The 15942-nt window shown below is 68.6% G+C and carries 14 protein-coding genes and 1 pseudogene; 6 read left to right on the top strand and 9 right to left on the bottom strand.

Annotated features, from left to right (window positions below):
* Positions 1-202: 202 nt before the first annotated feature.
* On the bottom strand, positions 203-1684 hold the full coding sequence (locus tag B1818_RS16615; protein ID WP_078113360.1) for an NAD(P)/FAD-dependent oxidoreductase: 1482 nt from the start codon (positions 1682-1684) through the stop codon (positions 203-205).
* A 119-nt stretch (positions 1685-1803) separates the two neighbouring features.
* Here B1818_RS16615 and B1818_RS16610 point away from each other — a divergent pair, with 119 nt between their 5' ends.
* Positions 1804-3021, top strand: coding sequence for an MFS transporter (locus B1818_RS16610; RefSeq protein WP_078113359.1), 1218 nt, complete (start codon positions 1804-1806; stop codon positions 3019-3021).
* Here the strand turns inward: B1818_RS16610 and malQ are convergent.
* The 6 genes and pseudogenes from malQ to B1818_RS16580 form a co-directional block, all read right to left on the bottom strand.
* Complete coding sequence (gene malQ, locus B1818_RS16605; RefSeq protein ID WP_078113358.1) at positions 2993-5125, bottom strand: 4-alpha-glucanotransferase; 2133 nt, start codon at positions 5123-5125, stop codon at positions 2993-2995. The two genes, B1818_RS16610 and malQ, sit on opposite strands and share 29 nt — an antisense overlap.
* A gap of 79 nt (positions 5126-5204) precedes the next feature.
* On the bottom strand, positions 5205-6611 hold the full coding sequence (locus tag B1818_RS16600; RefSeq protein ID WP_078113357.1) for an FAD-binding oxidoreductase: 1407 nt from the start codon (positions 6609-6611) through the stop codon (positions 5205-5207).
* Positions 6592-7245 carry an SDR family oxidoreductase gene (locus B1818_RS16595; RefSeq protein WP_165629752.1) on the bottom strand — a complete coding sequence of 218 codons (654 nt, stop codon included), beginning with the start codon at positions 7243-7245 and terminating at the stop codon, positions 6592-6594. The genes B1818_RS16600 and B1818_RS16595 overlap by 20 nt, the downstream gene beginning before the upstream one ends.
* Before the next feature lie 168 nt (positions 7246-7413).
* Complete coding sequence (locus B1818_RS16590; RefSeq protein WP_004023462.1) at positions 7414-7689, bottom strand: GlsB/YeaQ/YmgE family stress response membrane protein; 276 nt, start codon at positions 7687-7689, stop codon at positions 7414-7416.
* Positions 7690-7869: 180 nt separating this feature from the next.
* Positions 7870-8313, bottom strand: a complete 444-nt coding sequence (locus B1818_RS16585; RefSeq protein WP_058251911.1) for a lipoprotein LpqH — start codon at positions 8311-8313, stop codon at positions 7870-7872.
* A gap of 56 nt (positions 8314-8369) precedes the next feature.
* A pseudogene (locus tag B1818_RS16580) lies at positions 8370-9319 on the bottom strand (ParA family protein).
* Between the two features lie 374 nt (positions 9320-9693).
* Here B1818_RS16580 and B1818_RS16575 point away from each other — a divergent pair.
* The 4 genes from B1818_RS16575 to B1818_RS16560 all read left to right on the top strand — a co-directional run bounded on the left by B1818_RS16575 (position 9694) and on the right by B1818_RS16560 (position 13866).
* On the top strand, positions 9694-10335 hold the full coding sequence (locus tag B1818_RS16575; RefSeq protein ID WP_078113386.1) for a hypothetical protein: 642 nt from the start codon (positions 9694-9696) through the stop codon (positions 10333-10335).
* An 84-nt stretch (positions 10336-10419) separates the two neighbouring features.
* Positions 10420-12255 (top strand): hypothetical protein, encoded by a 1836-nt coding sequence (locus B1818_RS16570; RefSeq protein ID WP_065631870.1) that lies wholly within the window; start codon positions 10420-10422, stop codon positions 12253-12255.
* Positions 12252-12542 (top strand): hypothetical protein, encoded by a 291-nt coding sequence (locus B1818_RS16565; protein WP_078113356.1) that lies wholly within the window; start codon positions 12252-12254, stop codon positions 12540-12542. Before B1818_RS16570 ends, B1818_RS16565 begins: the two co-directional genes overlap by 4 nt.
* Entirely contained in the window at positions 12517-13866 is a 1350-nt protein-coding gene (locus B1818_RS16560; protein ID WP_078113355.1) for a hypothetical protein, read from the top strand. Before B1818_RS16565 ends, B1818_RS16560 begins: the two co-directional genes overlap by 26 nt.
* A 7-nt stretch (positions 13867-13873) precedes the next feature.
* Here B1818_RS16560 and B1818_RS16555 read toward each other — a convergent pair whose 3' ends face one another.
* A complete protein-coding gene (locus B1818_RS16555; protein ID WP_078113354.1) occupies positions 13874-14074 on the bottom strand; it encodes a hypothetical protein in 201 nt (66 codons plus the stop codon).
* A gap of 101 nt (positions 14075-14175) precedes the next feature.
* Positions 14176-14649 carry an NUDIX domain-containing protein gene (locus B1818_RS16550; RefSeq protein WP_068971499.1) on the bottom strand — a complete coding sequence of 158 codons (474 nt, stop codon included), beginning with the start codon at positions 14647-14649 and terminating at the stop codon, positions 14176-14178.
* Between the two features lie 83 nt (positions 14650-14732).
* Here B1818_RS16550 and B1818_RS16545 point away from each other — a divergent pair, with 83 nt between their 5' ends.
* On the top strand, positions 14733-15929 hold the full coding sequence (locus B1818_RS16545; RefSeq protein ID WP_078113353.1) for a pyridoxal phosphate-dependent aminotransferase: 1197 nt from the start codon (positions 14733-14735) through the stop codon (positions 15927-15929).
* Positions 15930-15942: the final 13 nt, after the last annotated feature.

The raw sequence follows: 15942 nt of genomic DNA, 5'->3' as shown, positions 1-15942 counted from the left end.
GGCGCGCCCTCCGCAAGCTCCGGGCGCTCCTCAGGGAGCAAGGGGTGAGGGCGCGCCTTCCGCAAGCTCCGGGCGCTCCTCAGGGAGCAAGGGGTGAGGGCGCGCCCTCCGCAAGCTCCGGGCGCTCCTCAGGGAGCAAGGGGTGAGGGCGCGCCTTCCGCAAGCTCCGGGCGCTCCTCAGGGAGCTGTCGGAGCGGAGCGCTCAGCTGAACTCGTAGTCGCGCAACGGGAACGAGTCCATCTCGCGGAGAGTTCGCAGCGTCGAGGCCGGGCGGAGCAGCGTCGCCTCGCCGTGCTGGTTGAAGTAGTAACTGCGTGACGTCGCGCAGTCCCCGTTGTAGAACACCGAGGACTGCAGACGATCGGTCACCTCGTCGAGGAAGGCGTCGTTGGCCTCCTCGGTCACCTCGAACGTCCGTTGCCCGCGGCGGCGCAGTTCTCCGAAGAGGCGGGCGATATGCTTCATCTGCCCTTCGATGGTCGTGAAGTACGACAGGCCGCTGTAGGAGTAAGGACTGTTGAGGGACAACAGGTTCGGGAACTTCGGGACGGTGACGCCCTCGTAGGCCTGGAAGCGGTTCTCGCGCCAGAACTCGCCGAGGTTGCGCCCGTCCCGGCCGACGATGTCGAAGGCCGGGAAGTTGGTGTCCCAGAGGTTGAACCCGGTGGCGAGAACGAGGGTGTCGATCTCGGTCCGGGTGCCGTCCGCGGCGAGGATCGCACCGGCTTCGAGGCGGGCGATGCCACTGGTCTGCAGGGTCACGTTCGGCTGGGCGAAGCTGGCGAAGTAGGTGTTGGAGAAGGTGGGGCGTTTGCAGCCGAAGTCGTAGTCCGGGGTGAGCTTCCGCCGTAGTTCCGGGTCGGCGATCTGGCGCCGCAGGTGCGCCTGGGCCAGTCGGGCGGCGAGTTTGTTGCCGGGCTTCACCTGCTTGTAGTGCAGGACGCCGAACACCATCAGCAGTTCGAGAAGCGACGAGTTCACCAGTCGCGCAGCACGCTGGGTGAGCGGGAACCGGCCGAACAGTTGCTGGACGAGCGGCGGGATCGCGAAGTCGATCTTGGGCACCACCCAGATCGCGGTGCGCTGGAAGACGGTCAGGGCCTCGGCGCGGGCGGCGATCTCGGGGATGAGCTGCACCGCGGTCGCACCGGTACCGATCACGGCGACCTTCTTACCGGTGAAGTCGAACCCGTCCTGCCAGTCCGCGGTGTGCAGGATCGTGCCCGCGAAGTTCTTGATGCCCGGGAACTCCGGGACGTGCGGCTGGGACAGGAACCCGGTCGCGGTCACCAGATAACGCGCCGTGCGTTCGGTGCCGGACGCGGTGCGGACGCGCCACAGCTGCTCGTCGGGGTCCCAGGTCGCGGACTCGACGACCGTTCCGAATTCCATGTGCCGCTTGAGGTCGTACTTGTCGGCGACGTGGTGGGCGTAACGCTTCAGCTCTGCTCCGGGGGCGAACAGCCGGGACCAGTACGGGTTGGGCTCGAAGGAATAGGAGTAGGTGACCGACGCGATGTCGACGGCGAGTCCCGGGTAGTGGTTCACGTGCCACGTCCCGCCCAGGTCGTCCTCCCGCTCGAGGATCGCGATGTTGTCCAAGCCCTGTCGCTTCAGTTCGATCGCGGCACCCATCCCGCCGAAGCCGGCACCCACGATCACGACGTCGAGTTCTGGTTGCATCCGACACCCCCCTCTTCGCTCACCCTGAATTACCGTTACCGACAGTTACCGTAACCCAGCACACAGCCGGGAGACCAGGGCCGAACCCTCCCGGACGCGGCGGTAGCGTGTCAGCTGCCATGTCTGACCGTTCGCATACCCCCGCCTCCCCTGCGCCGACCGGCGCATCCTTCGCCGCGGCGGTCTACGCCTTCGCCGTGATCATGCTGGGCACCACGCTGCCCACACCGCTCTACGCGATCTACGGCGAGGAACTCGGTTTCGGCGTGACCACCACGACCGTGATCTTCGCCGTGTACGCGGCCGGCGTCATCGCCGCGCTGATCGGCTTCGGACGCTGGTCCGACGTCATCGGCCGGCGCAAGATGCTCATCGCCGGCGCGATCCTGTCGGCGGTCAGCGCCGTCGTCTTCCTCACGGCGGGCCCGGTCTGGCAGTTGCTGCTGGGCCGGGTGCTGTCGGGTCTGTCCGCGGGTATCTACGCCGGCGCCGCCACCACCGCGGTCATCGAACTGGCCCCCGCGTCGTGGCGGGGACGCGCTCCGGCCGTGGCGACCGCGGCCAACATCGGCGGCCTGGGGCTCGGACCGCTGATCGCGGGGCTTCTCGCGGAGTACGCCCCGTCCCCGCTGCACACCCCGTTCGTACTCGATCTGGCGCTACTGGTGCTGGTCTTCATCGGCATCTGGCGTCTGCCCGAGACGGTGGAGGTCGTCCCCGGCGCCCGGTTGAGCATCCAGCGACTGTCGGTCCCCGCCGACATCCGCGGCGTGTTCGTCCGGGCGTCGATCGCGGCCTTCGCGGGGTTCGCGGTGATGGGCACCTTCACCGGCGTGATGCCGTCTTTCGTCACGAACATCCTCGGCATCGACGACCACGCATTCACCGGTTTCCTGGTGTTCGTACTGTTCGCGTCCTCGGCGGTCACCCAGATCGTCGTGCGCCGGATGCCGACCGAACCGGCACAGATCGCCGGCTGCGCCATCCTCATCCTCGGGACCGGCCTGTCGATCCTGGGCCTGGTCGCCGCATCGACCCCGGCGTTGCTCGGCGGAGCGGTGATCTGCGGTGTGGGGCAGGGTATGTCGTTCAGCAAGGGACTGGCGTCGGTGGTCGCGGCGACCCCGGCGGGACGCAAGGCCGAGGTCACCTCGACCTACTTCGTCGTCGCCTACGTCGCGATCTCGATCCCGATCGTCGGCCAGGGAATCACCGCGCAGCACTGGGGTCTCCGGCCCGCCGGGATCGCCTTCAACATCGGGGTCGCCGTGCTGGCCCTCATCGCACTCGTACTGACCATCGTCTCGGTCAGGAACCTGGCACGCCCGACTCGTTGAGCACCGAGATGAGGCGGCGGAAGCGCACGCTGCTGACGAGGTCCTCGACGAGCACGACGTCGCCCTCCGAATTGGCCAGCGGGACACACCAGTTCGGGTACTGACTGCTGTCGGTACCCGGCTGGTTCTGGATTCGCCGCTCCCCCACCGCATCCACGAGGGCCACGCTCAGCAGTACCGACGGGCTGCGGGCGATCACCGCATACAACGCATCGACGACCTTCGGGTCGGTCAGCGGGGTATCCCGGGACAGCAGGCCGCGTTCGTAGGCGAGTTCGAGGACGGCGTCGCGTTCACGCGCATCGCGCGCCCGCTCCGCGTCCTCCCCGGAGGCGAGCAGTCCCAGCCGCGATCGCAGCGTGATGTGGTCGCCCGCCAGATATCCCACGGTCGGGGGCAGATCGTGGGTCGTCACCGAGGTCAGACACAGCTCGCGGTAGTCCTCGGGCGGGGTCGCGGCGTCGGGCCCCTGTTCGAACCACAGGATCGACGTGCCGAGGATTCCGCGTTCGCGGAGTGAGTCCTGCACCGACGGTTCGAACACCCCGAGATCCTCGCCGACGACCACCGCGTCGGCGCGCTGCGCCTCGAGCGCCAGGATGCCGATCAGCGCCTCGCTGTCGTAGTGCACGTAGGTGCCCTGGGCCGGGCTGCTGCCGTCGGGTATCCACCAGAGCCGGAACAATCCCAGGATGTGATCGACGCGCACACCGCCCGCGTGTCGGAGGACGGTGCGGATCATGTCGCGGTAGGGCTCGTAACCGGCCTCGGCGAGCCGTCGTGGATGCCACGGCGGTTGGTCCCAGTCCTGGCCCTGCTGGTTGAAACCGTCGGGCGGCGCCCCCACCGTCGCGCCTGTGGCGAGCACGTCACCGAGGGCCCACGCATCGGCGCTGTGCCGTGCAACCCCGACCGCGAGATCGGCCATCACACCGATCTCCATTCCGGCCGATCGAGCCGCGTGCGCGGCGGTGGCCAGTTGTTCGTCGCAGATCCACTGCAGCCACGTGTGGAAGTCGATGCGTCGGGCCATCTTCCGACGCTTCTTCTTCATGTACGCGGGGTCTGCGAACTTGCCCTGCCAGCGCGGGTCGTCGGCGTCGTACCGCTCGGCCAGCGCGCACCACGTCGCGAAACGCTTGAGGCCTTTGCCCTCCCGACGCCGGAAAGCGCGGTAGGCGTGCGCCCGAGCCGGGGCGAGCGGGACGCCGTAGATGAGTTCGAGCGCTTCCAGCTTGGCGCGGAACGCCCTGTTGCGCCGGATCTTGTCGGTCGCGGTGTTCTCGTCGAGGAAGCTGCGCCCCAACGCCCTGACCCACTTGCGCTGCGACTTCGACAGCCCGTCCAGCTCGGGGATGTCGGTGATCCGGATGTAGAGCGGATTGACGAAACGTCTCGTCACCGGCAGGTACGGCGACGCCTCGATCGGCGCCTTCGGCTGGGCGGCGTGAAGTGGATTGACCTGGACGAAGTCGGCGCCGTACGCGCTGGCGGCCACCTCGCAGATCCCGGCGAGATCGGCGAAGTCGCCCACGCCCCACGAGTCAGCCGATCGGATCGAGTACAGCTGCGCGGCGAGTCCCCATCGCTTCCGGCCGATCAGCCGGTCGGCGGTGTGCAGTCGGCGCGGCGTCACGATCAGGGGCGCGCTCGAGGCCGATGAATCGTCGAGATCGATCGCCTTGATCTGGTGATATCCGGTGGGGAGGTCGTCGGGCACGGCGAACGTCGCACGGCCAATCAGCACGCCGTCGACCTCGCGCGGCTCGACCCAGACATCGAGTTGGGGGGCCGCGACGTCGTCACCGGTTTCGCTGACCACCCACACCTTCACCAGGTGCCCGTGCGGAACATGCACGGCGAACGTGGCTCCCGAGCCCTCGGTCACGACTGTCACGGCCGGGACGAACTCACGCCACGGTTGCTCGTCGATCTCGCGAATCGAGTTCTCGATCTCCTCGGGCGAACCCGCGGGGACGTCGAGCGCCCGGAGCGCCGCGACCAATGTGTCCTGGTCCACCTCGTGCCGCTCGTCACCCCAGCCGACATAGCTGGAAGCGACGCCGTAGCGATCCGCCAGTGCGGTCAACCCATCGAGGTTCACATCAGCCACCCGTGCATGATCGCAGGATTTCCGTGCGCCCGCCGCCCGCGCCGCCGGGTTCGGTCCACCGGTTCGGTCCTCACGGAAAGATCACCCCCGGGTTCAGGGTTCCCCGCGGGTCCAGCGCGTCCTTGATCGCGCGCATGGTCGCGAGGTCGGTGGCGTCGCGGCCAAGGTGCGTCCAGGCCGACTTCGCGCGGCCGATACCGTGCTCGGCACTGATGCTCCCGCCGTTGGCGGCCACGATCCCGAACACGTGGTCGGTGACCGCGCCGGCCTGCGCCGGCGGGACGTCGAGCAGGTTGACGTGAATGTTGCCGTCTCCGACGTGTCCGAAAAGAATCGGGCGACAGGGGAATCCGTCCGCGACACCCACGCGGGACAGTTCGGCGAATGCCTCGGGCAGTGCCCGGATCGGAACCGAGATGTCGAGCTTGACGACCGGCGTCGCGCTCGACCGGGCGATGGCCTCGGTGTGGCCCTCGCGACCGGACCACAGGGCGCGAGCCGGCGCCCGTGCGAGCACGGCGTCGATGATCCCGGTCGCATCGCCGAGCAGCTCGGCGGTCGCGGTCTCGATGTCCCCGGTCCCCGACACCTCGAGAAGGACGTAGAACGGTCCCGGCGTCGCCGTCGGGCGCCGGTGCCCGTAGTCGGCGACGAGCGCGACCCCGGCCTCGGTCATCAATTCGGCGGCCTCGACGGTCAGTCCCGCCGCCGATGCGGCGCCGATCAGCCCGACGGCGTCCTCGACGCGCTCGATCGAGGCGACCGCGACGGTGGCGGCCGAGGGCGGCGCGACGAGTCGGAACAGGACCCGGGTGATCACCGCGAGGGTTCCCTCGCTGCCGGCCAGGAGAGCTGGAAGGTCGTATCCCACATTGTCTTTGACGAGGGATGTCCACCGGCGGAGCGTGCGGCCGTCGGCCAGGACGGCCTCGATCCCCGCTATCTGCGACCTCGCGTTGCCCCGCCGGATCATCCGCGTCCCACCGGCATTGGTCGACACAACCCCGCCCGCGGTCGCGCTCTGGCGGGAGGCGAGGTCGATACCGAACGACAGGCCGTGCGCCGCGGCGCGGAGGTCGATGGATTCGACGGTCGCGCCGGCCTGGGCGCCGACACAACGACCGACGGTGTCCACCTCGTCGATGTCGGTCATCCGCACCGTCGACAGCACTATCCAGCGCTCGCCGACGGAGGCGGCCGGTGGCACCGAGCCGCCGACGAGTCCGGTGTTGCCGCCCTGCGCGCAGACCCGGATGCCCGACCGGTCGCATTCGGTGAGCACGCGCGAGACCTCGTCGGTGGTGCGGGGCCGGACCACCGCCTCCGCCGCTCCGCGATACCGCCCGGTCCAGTCGGTCAGGAACCCTGCCGTGGCGTCCGGGTCGGTGAGGACATGCGCGTCGCCGACGATCGCGCGACAAGCCGCGATAACGGCGGCAAGAGGGGAATCCGGCTCCTCAGGACCGTGGGAAGGCATCGAGGATCGGGGTGTCGCCGTCGTTGAACTCGATCACCTCGTGCACCGCCGCCGGATGGTCGAGAACGGCCGCCGCGACCTGGGCGACGTTGTCCCGGCTGACCTGGTCACCCTCGACCCGGTCGCCGCCGAGCGTGATGCTGCCGGTGCCGTTCTCGTCGGTCAGCTTGCTGGGTCCGAGGATCGTCCAGTCGAGTTCCGTGGACTTCAGGTACGTGTCCGCAGCCGCCTTGGCCTCGGCGTAGGCGTGGAAAGAGTTGTCCTCGGGCACACCGTGATCGGGTCCGGCGCCGAAGTAGGACACCATCACGTACCTGCGGACTCCGGCCCGCACGGCGGCGTCCATGGACCGGATCGCGGCATCGCGGTCCACGGCGTACGTCCGCTTCGGATCGCCGCCGCCGGCCCCCGCGGTCCACACCACCGCGTCGTGGCCGGAGATCGCGGTGGCGATGCCGGTGGTGTCGAGGGTCTCGACGTCGGCGACCACGGGAACGGCCCCGGTGTCCGCGACGTCTTCGGCGTGTTCGGGATTGCGGATGATCGAGGTCACCTCGTCGCCGCGTTCCGACAGAATCCGCGCCAGCCGCAGCGCTATCTTGCCGTGTCCGCCGATGATTGCCACTCGAGTCACTGGATGCTCACTTTCGGTTGCTCACTTGTGCGGTCGCCACTCTCGTACCCAATCCAACGTACGCACATGCGCGCACCGGACACGGCCGAGACACGACTCCGCCCCGGCCCGACGTTCGATGCGAACGTCGAGCCGGGGCGGAGTTGAGTCGGACGAATCCGGTGGACCTCAGACGCGGGTACGACCGCGGCCGGTCACCAGCTTCACGAGGAACAGCAGGATGCATGCGCCCGCCAGGCAGGTGATGAAGCTGAAGATCCAGCCCCCGCCCTCGACGTCGACGCCGAACAACGTCAGCAGCCAGCCGCCGAGAAGGCCGCCGATGACACCGACGACGATGTTGAGGATGATGCCCTGCTGCGCATCTGTCTTCATGATCTTGCTGGCGATCCAGCCGGCCAGGCCGCCGATGATGATCCACGCGATGATGCCAATTCCCAGCATGTCTGCCTCCTATGGTCGTCGTGATCCGTTGTGCAAATCGTTAGAGATCGCGAAGACCTCTCGAATCGCTACGAATCGGAACGTACCCAGACCGACAGAGCGTCAAACAGTGTCCGCGGAAAATGTGTACACATCGAGACCGGACCGGTCACCGGACCGAGACCAAGCGGGGAAACGGGATCAGGGGCAGGTCACCTTGATCTCGTAGGACTTGGTCACGGGCTCGGTCGGATTGGCGGGATCGATCCCGGATGCGTCACCGGTGACCGTGTAGGTGTCCCCGTCCTTGGTGACCTCGCCGCTGCCGCCGCCGGCACCCTTCTGATAGGCCAGCACCACACCGTCGAGCGAGCCCAGCCCCACAGACTCCACCTCGGGCGAGTCACCCGACGTCAGGACGACGCCGATACCCGAGCCCCCACCCGATCCGATCCCGATGGTCACCTTGCCCGCGGCGTCGGTGCACCCGACCGTCTTGTCCGCCAGTTCCAGTTCCTGACCGTCGACGGTCACGGTGGCCTCCGCGTCGGTGCCACCCGACGCCGAGTCATCGGAACCGCACGCCGTGAGGGCGACGGCCAGTGCTGCGGCGCCGAGAACCGAGGTGATGTGCACTTTGCGCATGATGGGAGCTCCTGAGGAGTCGAACGAGGCGCCACCGGTCGGCGGCTGAGATGAACTTAGACGCCTGAGCTGCGGTTCGGCGTCGGTCGATCGAATGGGCCGCGGGAACTCGGAACCGCCCCCGAGAGTTCGGCCCGAGCGAGTTCGGCCCGAGCGAGTTTGGCGTCGGCCTCGACCATCACGGCGCGGGTCAGATCGCGGAACTGTTCGTAGTGGCCGTGGTAGCCGTACTTCGCATGCAGGCTCGGCCAGGTTGCGAAGTCGGCGGCGGCACCGATCGCGTTGCCCTCGTGCAGGTAGGTCGGGAGGACGTTCTGGATCGAGGTGTCCCGCCTCAGTCGTCGCACCGTGTCCTGATGGAGGGTCGACGCCGCCCGGTACTTGGTGATCACGACCCCCAATTCGACGATTTCCCGCCCCAATTCGGTGCCGAAATCGGCGACTGACGCTGGATGTGCGGAATCGCATATGTGGACAGGACATCCGGGATGGTCGGGATCAGATATGCGGCGGCCATCGCCAGCCCGTTGAGGCTGAACGGTCCGACGTTGGGCGGGCAGTCGACGAGGATGTAGTCGTATTGCCCGGCGATCGGGGCCAACGCGTTCGTCAGGACCTCGACGGCCGCCAGATGGTCGTCCGCAGCAACCCGGTGAGCACTGAGCTCCTCGGCCAGTTCGATGAGGTCCAGGGACGACGGCAGCAGGTCGATCCCGGTGAGCCCGGCCACGGTCGAGACATCGCGCTGCACGCTGCCCTCGAGGTCGAACGATTCCGTGCCGTCGAGCAGGTCGGTGAAGAGTGTCGCGACGGTGTGCCGCCGGGCGTTGCACGTCAGCCAGTGTTCCTGCCCGATCATCATCGTCGTCAGGTTGGTCTGGGCGTCCAGGTCGACGAGCAGCACCTTCCTGCCGAAGACGCCGGCGAGGAAGTCGGCGAGGCCTCCCGTGAGCGTGGTTTTCCCGACCCCGCCCTTGAGACTGATGGTCGCGATCACCGTCGGCATGGCGTCCCCGGTCTGTTCGGTCGCCCTGCTGTTCGGGCGTCCTGCGTCGCGAGTAGATTACCGAGCCGACGCGTAGGCCACCGGGTGTTCGGTGGCGCCGCGACGGCCACCCGGCCCACTCACCCCGGGGAATCCGACGGCGAATGTCTTTCCACCCTCATTCTGCGGGCATTACCCATATCTGTAAGAATGGCCGAGTCGAGCATTGACCGGAGATTTCTGTCGATTCGGTCATGTAAATACCAGCCGGGTGAAGAACGATATAACAATCGTTGACGAGAATCGAACGAAATGCGAACTGCCGTCATTTCCCGACGACGGTGCAGCTTGTTTGTCCTGGTCGGAACAGAAAACCCATGTGGAAGGACACCCGTATGAGCAACCGAGTCCGGACGGCCACCGTCGGCCTGGCGGTGTGCGCCGCAGCGGCGTTCGGAGCCGCCCTCGCGCCCGTCGCCACCGCCGCGCCGAGCGATGTGACCGCGACACCCTCGGTGTCCGGCAACACCGTCACCCTGACGGTGACGAACAACGCCGCGAAGCGCATCGGCTGCGAGATCGTCGGCGTCCCGGCCGGCGGAGCCCCGACCAATGTCGTCTTCGGATATCAGACGCCGGAAGAGCTCGGTGCGCTCATCTCCCCCGGCTCGTCGAAGTCGTTGCCGCTGCGGATCTCTCAGGGCACGCCGCCGACACCCAGTGGGACGACGACGATCCCGGACGGCACGTACGACATCTACTGGGGATGCACCACGATCACGCTGCCACCGGGCACCGGAGCAGCCGAAGAGTTCTGGGGCACCAACCCGCCGGTGACAGGGACGACCCCGACGGTCGCCGCGCCGCTGCGGGTGACCGTGCCGGGCGGGGCGGCAACGCCACCGGCCCCGGAATCGGAGGCCCCGGCGGCGCCCGGATTGCCGAGCATTCCGGGCCTGCCCGACATCCCCGGCCTCTCGGGGATCGAGCTGCCGGAGGAGATCTGCACGACGTCGTCGTGCGTCCCCATCGGATGAGCTGAGCGGGCCGTTCACCGCGCGTGATCGCCGTTTTGCCCAATGCACTTCCGGGACCCGGGTGCGGTTGTGCATACTTCGACCATGTCAACAAGCGATGTCACGCGCGTCCATCTCGCCGCCGAGGGTGGTGGAGCGGCACTCGACCAGGTCTTCCTGATGTCGGCGGTGGCCGCCGTCGTGTCGGTCGGCCTGCTCTGGATCGGTTACCTGCACCGCACGCGCAAGATCACGTGGCTGACCACGCTGTCCGAATGGGCCGCCCGCCGGGTGAATCGCCCACCGTGGGCGGCGCTGCCGATCTTCCTGTTCACCAGCACGATCATCTGCGCGCTGTTCGGCTTCCTCTGGGATGTGAGCCTGCACATCGGCGACGGCCGCGACGAGGGGCCGCTGGCGAACCCGGCGCACTACTTCATCCTGGTCGGCCTGTTCCTGCTGTTCATCTCCGGCATGCTGTCGGTGTTCCTCCCCTTCGACAAGCCCGGGCGCTCGGCGATCCGGATCACGCGTCACTGGTACGCACCGGTGGGCGGAATCCTGTTGGCGGGCTGCGGTTTCTACGCACTGCTGGGGTTCCCGCTCGACGACGTCTGGCATCGGATCTTCGGCCAGGACGTCACCCTCTGGGGCCCGACCCACCTGATGCTCATCGGCGGCGCGGGCCTGTCGCTCATCGCCGTCGTGATCCTCGACCGTGAGGGCCGGGCCGCCATGGGTCCCGACGCCCCGGACGACGGCCGGAGCCAGTGGCTCGTGCGCTGCCTGGCCTTCGGCGGGCTGGTGATCGGCATGTCGGTGTTCCAGATCGAGTACGACTTCGGCGTCGAGCAGTTCCGGCTCGTGCTGCAGCCGATGATGATCGCCGGGGCCGGGGCGTTCGCCCTCGTCGCCGCGCGGATCTGTCTCGGGCCGGGCGCAGCGCTCGTCGCGGCCGTCTTCGCGATCCTGCTGCGTGGTGTCGTCGCGGTCGTCGTCGGGCCGGCGCTGGGTGCGCCGATCAACGTCTTCCCGCTCTACCTGGGCGCGGCCGTGGTCATCGAACTGCTCGCGCTGACCCCGCTGCTCAAGCGCCGCGTGCTCTTCGGTGCGGTGGCCGGGCTCGGAGTCGCGACCCTCGGCCTCTGGATCGAGTCCTGGTGGATCGCCGCGGCCTACCCCTTTCCGTGGGTCACCGGCATGTGGGGCGAGGCGTTGGCGATGGCGATTCCCGTGGGCATCGCGGCCGGTGTGTGCGGCGGGCTGCTCGGCCTCGTCAGCGTCGGCGAACGCCTCCCGACCCGTTGGGTCAGCATCACCGCGGTCGTGCTCTCCGTCCTGGTGATCGGCGGGGCCGTCGCCAACGGCCTGCGGGTCTCGGTCCCCGCGGATGTCACCGCGCGCGTCGTCCTCACCCCGGCCGGGCCGAACGAGGCTGCCGACGAGAACGTGACGGCCGAGGTCTTCCTCGACCCCGCCGACGCGCTCAGCGACGACCCCGAGTGGGTCACGCTGATGTCGTGGCAGGGCGGGATCGACAATGACCGCGGCATCGTCATCGACCGGCTGGAGCGCGTCGGTCCCAACCACTTCCGGTCCACCGAACCGATGCCGGTGTCGGGATCATGGAAGACCATCCTGCGCGTACAGGACGGCACCACGATGGCGGGCGTGCCGGTGTATCTGCCGGCCGACCCGGCGATCGGCGCGGAGGGCGAGCCGGCTCAGCTGACGTCGACGAAACCGTTCGTCGCGGAGATCTCGATCCTGCAGCGCGAGCGCACCTTCGACTACCCGTCGTGGTTGTTCGGCGCGGCATCACTGGTGGTGCTCGTGTGTTCGCTGCTGCTCATCGCGGCGCTGTCGTGGGGAGCCGGCCGGGTGAACGCCCGGGAGGCGACATCGGGCGCGCGGGAGCCTGAACTCCAGCCGCAGCCGTGATCGCTCTCGCTGCCGACCCCGGCGTCCACCACCTGGCGACGCATCCGCTCGTGCTGGCGCTGCCGGCCGTGATCCCCGCGTTCCTGGTGGTGGGCGTCATCGTCGCGATCGCGATCATCGACCGTCGACGCGGGGACGACGAGGACGACGAAGGCGACGCCGACGACGCGGCAGGCCGCCCGGGCGAGGCCGGCCGCACTGCCGCCGAGCCGGCAGGCGGCGACCCCGATCCCACCGATCCCCCGACCCGAAACGAGGCCGATGACCCCGCCCGCGAGGCCGACTGACGTTCTGCTCGCCCACGGACTGGGTGGTTCGGAGTACCTGCCCGTCCCGCTGACCGCGGTGTTGATCGGCGGCGCCTGGGCGCTGACCATCTCGTTCGCGGTCATCGCGTTCGCTTGGCGTACACCACGATTCGGTCGGCCGGACGCCGGCCGAGAGCTCCCGAGATGGGTGACGGCGGCCGTCGACAACCGGTGGGTGCGCGGCGTGATCAGCGGCGCCGCAGTGGTTCTCACCGCATGGCTGATCGTGGCCGCCGTCGGCCCCGACAACGACGAGAACCCCCTACCGGGCGCGTTCTATGTGCTGCTCTGGGTCGGCATGACCGTGCTGTCGGTACTCCTCGGACCGGTGTGGCGACTGCTGTCCCCGGTCCGCACCCTGTTGCGGGCCGCCCGAGGTGTCGGAGGCCCGCGGGTCGTCGGCCTGCGGGGATATCCGCGTCGGCTGGGCTGGTGGCCCGCGGCGTTGGGCCTGTTCGCCTTCGTCTGGCTCGAATTGGCGTCGCCCGACCCGAGTTCGGTGTCATCGGTGCGGATCTGGCTGCTCTGCTACCTGGTCATCACCCTCGTCGGCGGCGTGGTCTTCGGGTTGCGGTGGACCGCGGACGCCGACCCGTTCGCGGTGTACAGCACCGTGGCCTCGCGCCTGTCCCCGTTCGCGCGCAACAGCGCCGGCCGGGTGATCCTCCGTAGCCCGATGAACTCGCTGCCCACGCTCCCGGTGCTCCCGGGTACCGTCACCGTTCTCGCGATCCTGCTCGGCTCCACCGCGTTCGACAGCTTTTCGGCGATCGCGTTCTGGCAGGACCTCGTCGCCGACGGTGCCGGTGACAGCCGGGCGGCCGCCACCGTGTACTCGACCGCGGGCCTGTTGGTGTTCATCGGCGTCGTCGTGGTGACGTTCTGGACGGCCGCCCGCGCGGTCGGCGGTGTGCAACCGGACCTCCGGCGCCGCCTCCCCGGCCTGATGGCGCACTCGCTGGTCCCGATCGTGATCGGTTACATCCTCGCCCACTATCTGCAGTCACTCGTCGAACAGGGACAAGAAGCCGTCCTCGCGCTCGGCGATCCGCTGGGGAGGGGATGGAATGTGTTGTGGCTCAGCGATGCTCATCCGGTGTACGTGATGAGTGACCACCCGACGGTCACGGTGACCCTGAAGGTGGCGTTCGTACTCGGCGGCCACCTGTTGGGGGTGGCCGCGGCGCACGACGCATCGTTGCGTCTCCTGCCCCGCCGGCATCAGCTGACCGGGCAGCTCACCATGATGGTGCTGATGGTCTTTTACACGTTCCTCGGGCTCTGGCTGCTGTTCGGCGGGTGACGCCCGGTCAGTAGGTGGTCGGGGGCGTGTTCTTCTTGTTCGAACGGAACAGCATGTAGCCGCCGTAAAGGGCGAGTGCGACGAGGGCGATCCAGAAGAGTCCCTCGAGTAGCGGGCCGAGGACGGCCAGTGCGATCAGCGCGACCGCGATGACGCCCAGGACCTTCCAGAAGGTCATGCCGGTGGTGTTGTTCGTCGATGTGCTCATGAGCCCAGTCTGCGCCCGCCGAAGCCGGAAAGCGATGCTCGGCGGCACTTCTGGGGCGAACTTCAGGGACTTCCCTGAGGGACCCCCTACCGCTGGAGCCCCTACCGTCGGAACCACGCCTCGGCGTTGCCGGCCAGCGCCTTCTCGATCCGCAGTGCCGACGTGTCGGTCAGGTCGGACGGCAATGCGTCGGGCGCGAACCACGCGACGTCGGAGTTCTCGTCGTCGGCGGCCCGGGGATCGCCGTCGACGTGGCGCGCGAGGAAGCAGACGTCGAGATAGCGGGTCCGGTCGCCGTTCGGGTAGGTGATCAGCGGGGTGACGTCGATGCTGGTCAGTCTGACGATCTCGGCGGTGACATCGGTTTCTTCGCGGACCTCGCGCAGGGCCGCCCGCGCCGGCTCCTCTCCCGGTTCAAGGACGCCGGACACGACGGCCCACTGTCCGTTGTCGACGCGGCGCGTGAGCAGCACCCGCCCGGCGTCGTCGCAGACGACGACGCTGACGCCGGACAACCAGAGTTCGCGGGTACCGACCTGGGCACGCAGATCGCGGATGAATTCGGGAATGGGCACCCCCACATCCTGCCTGCCGGTGCGCGTCGCCGCCGGAGAGGTGGGGTCGGGTGCCAGATATCCCGACGCGCACAATGTCACCCATGAAGATCTCCCGACGGGCCGAAGGGATCGCGCCGTTCCAGGCGATGGAGTTCGCGAAGCGCGCCGCCGAACTCGAGGCAGCTGGTCATTCCGTCGTGAAGCTGAACATCGGTGAACCCGATTTCGGGGCTCCGCCGGCGGTCCTCGCCGCGGCCCGCGAGGCGACCGGGCGTCCCCTCGCCTACACCGGCGCCCTCGGCCTCCCGGAGTTGCGCGAGGCGATCGCAGACTTCTACGGCCACCATTTCGGGGCGTCGGTGGATCCCGCGCGGGTGGCGGTCACCGCCGGCGCGTCGGCGGCCCTCCTGATGGCCTGCGCGGCGTTGATCGACCCGGGCGACGAGGTCCTCATCGGCGACCCGTCCTATCCGTGCAACCGCCAGTTCGCGCACGCCTTCGGCGCACAGGTCCGGCTCCTGCCGACCAGCCCCGCCAACCGGTTCCAGCTCACCGCCGCCGAAGTCGACGACGCGTGGACGGACGCGACCCGCGGCGTCATCGTGGCGACCCCGTCGAACCCGACCGGCACCTCGATGCCGTATGAGGAACTCGTGACCATGTGCGAGCTCGCGGCGGCCCGGGACGGCTGGTCGATCGTCGACGAGATCTACCTCGGGCTGTCCGACCCCGGACCGGACGGTCGGCCGCCGCGCAGCATCCTGGCCGCCGACTCGCCGGGCGTCGCGGAGACGGTCGTGATCAACAGCTTCTCCAAGTACTTCGGGATGACGGGTTGGCGGCTGGGATGGTGCATCGTGCCCACGGAACTCGTGGGGGTGCTGGAGCGGCTGGCGCAGAACTTCTACGTGTGCCCGCCCACGCCGTCGCAATACGCGGCGCTGGCCTGCTTCACGCCGGATTCCCTGGCGGTGGCCGAACAGAACCGTCGTGAGTTCGCGCGACGCCGGCAACTCGTCGTGGACGGGCTCGCGGACATCGGACTCGACGTGCCGGTCATCCCCGACGGCGCGTTCTACGTCTACCTCGACGTCGGCTCCACGGGCCTGACGTCGGCCGAGTTCTGCGACCGGGCGCTCGCCGAAGCCCATGTCGCCCTGACCCCGGGCCACGACTTCGGGGTCGCGGGCGCGGACCGGTACGTCCGTCTGTCCTACGCCGCATCCACCGACGACCTCACCCTCGCCATCGACCGACTCCGGACGTTCGTCGGGGCCGGTCACGTTCCACTTCGATGAGGAGAGACCATTC

Source organism: Gordonia sp. IITR100 (assembly GCF_002009645.1).
GTDB lineage: Bacteria > Actinomycetota > Actinomycetes > Mycobacteriales > Mycobacteriaceae > Gordonia > Gordonia hongkongensis.
The sequence above is the reverse complement of the archived record's forward strand: the minus strand, read 5'-3'. Positions and strand labels throughout refer to the sequence as shown.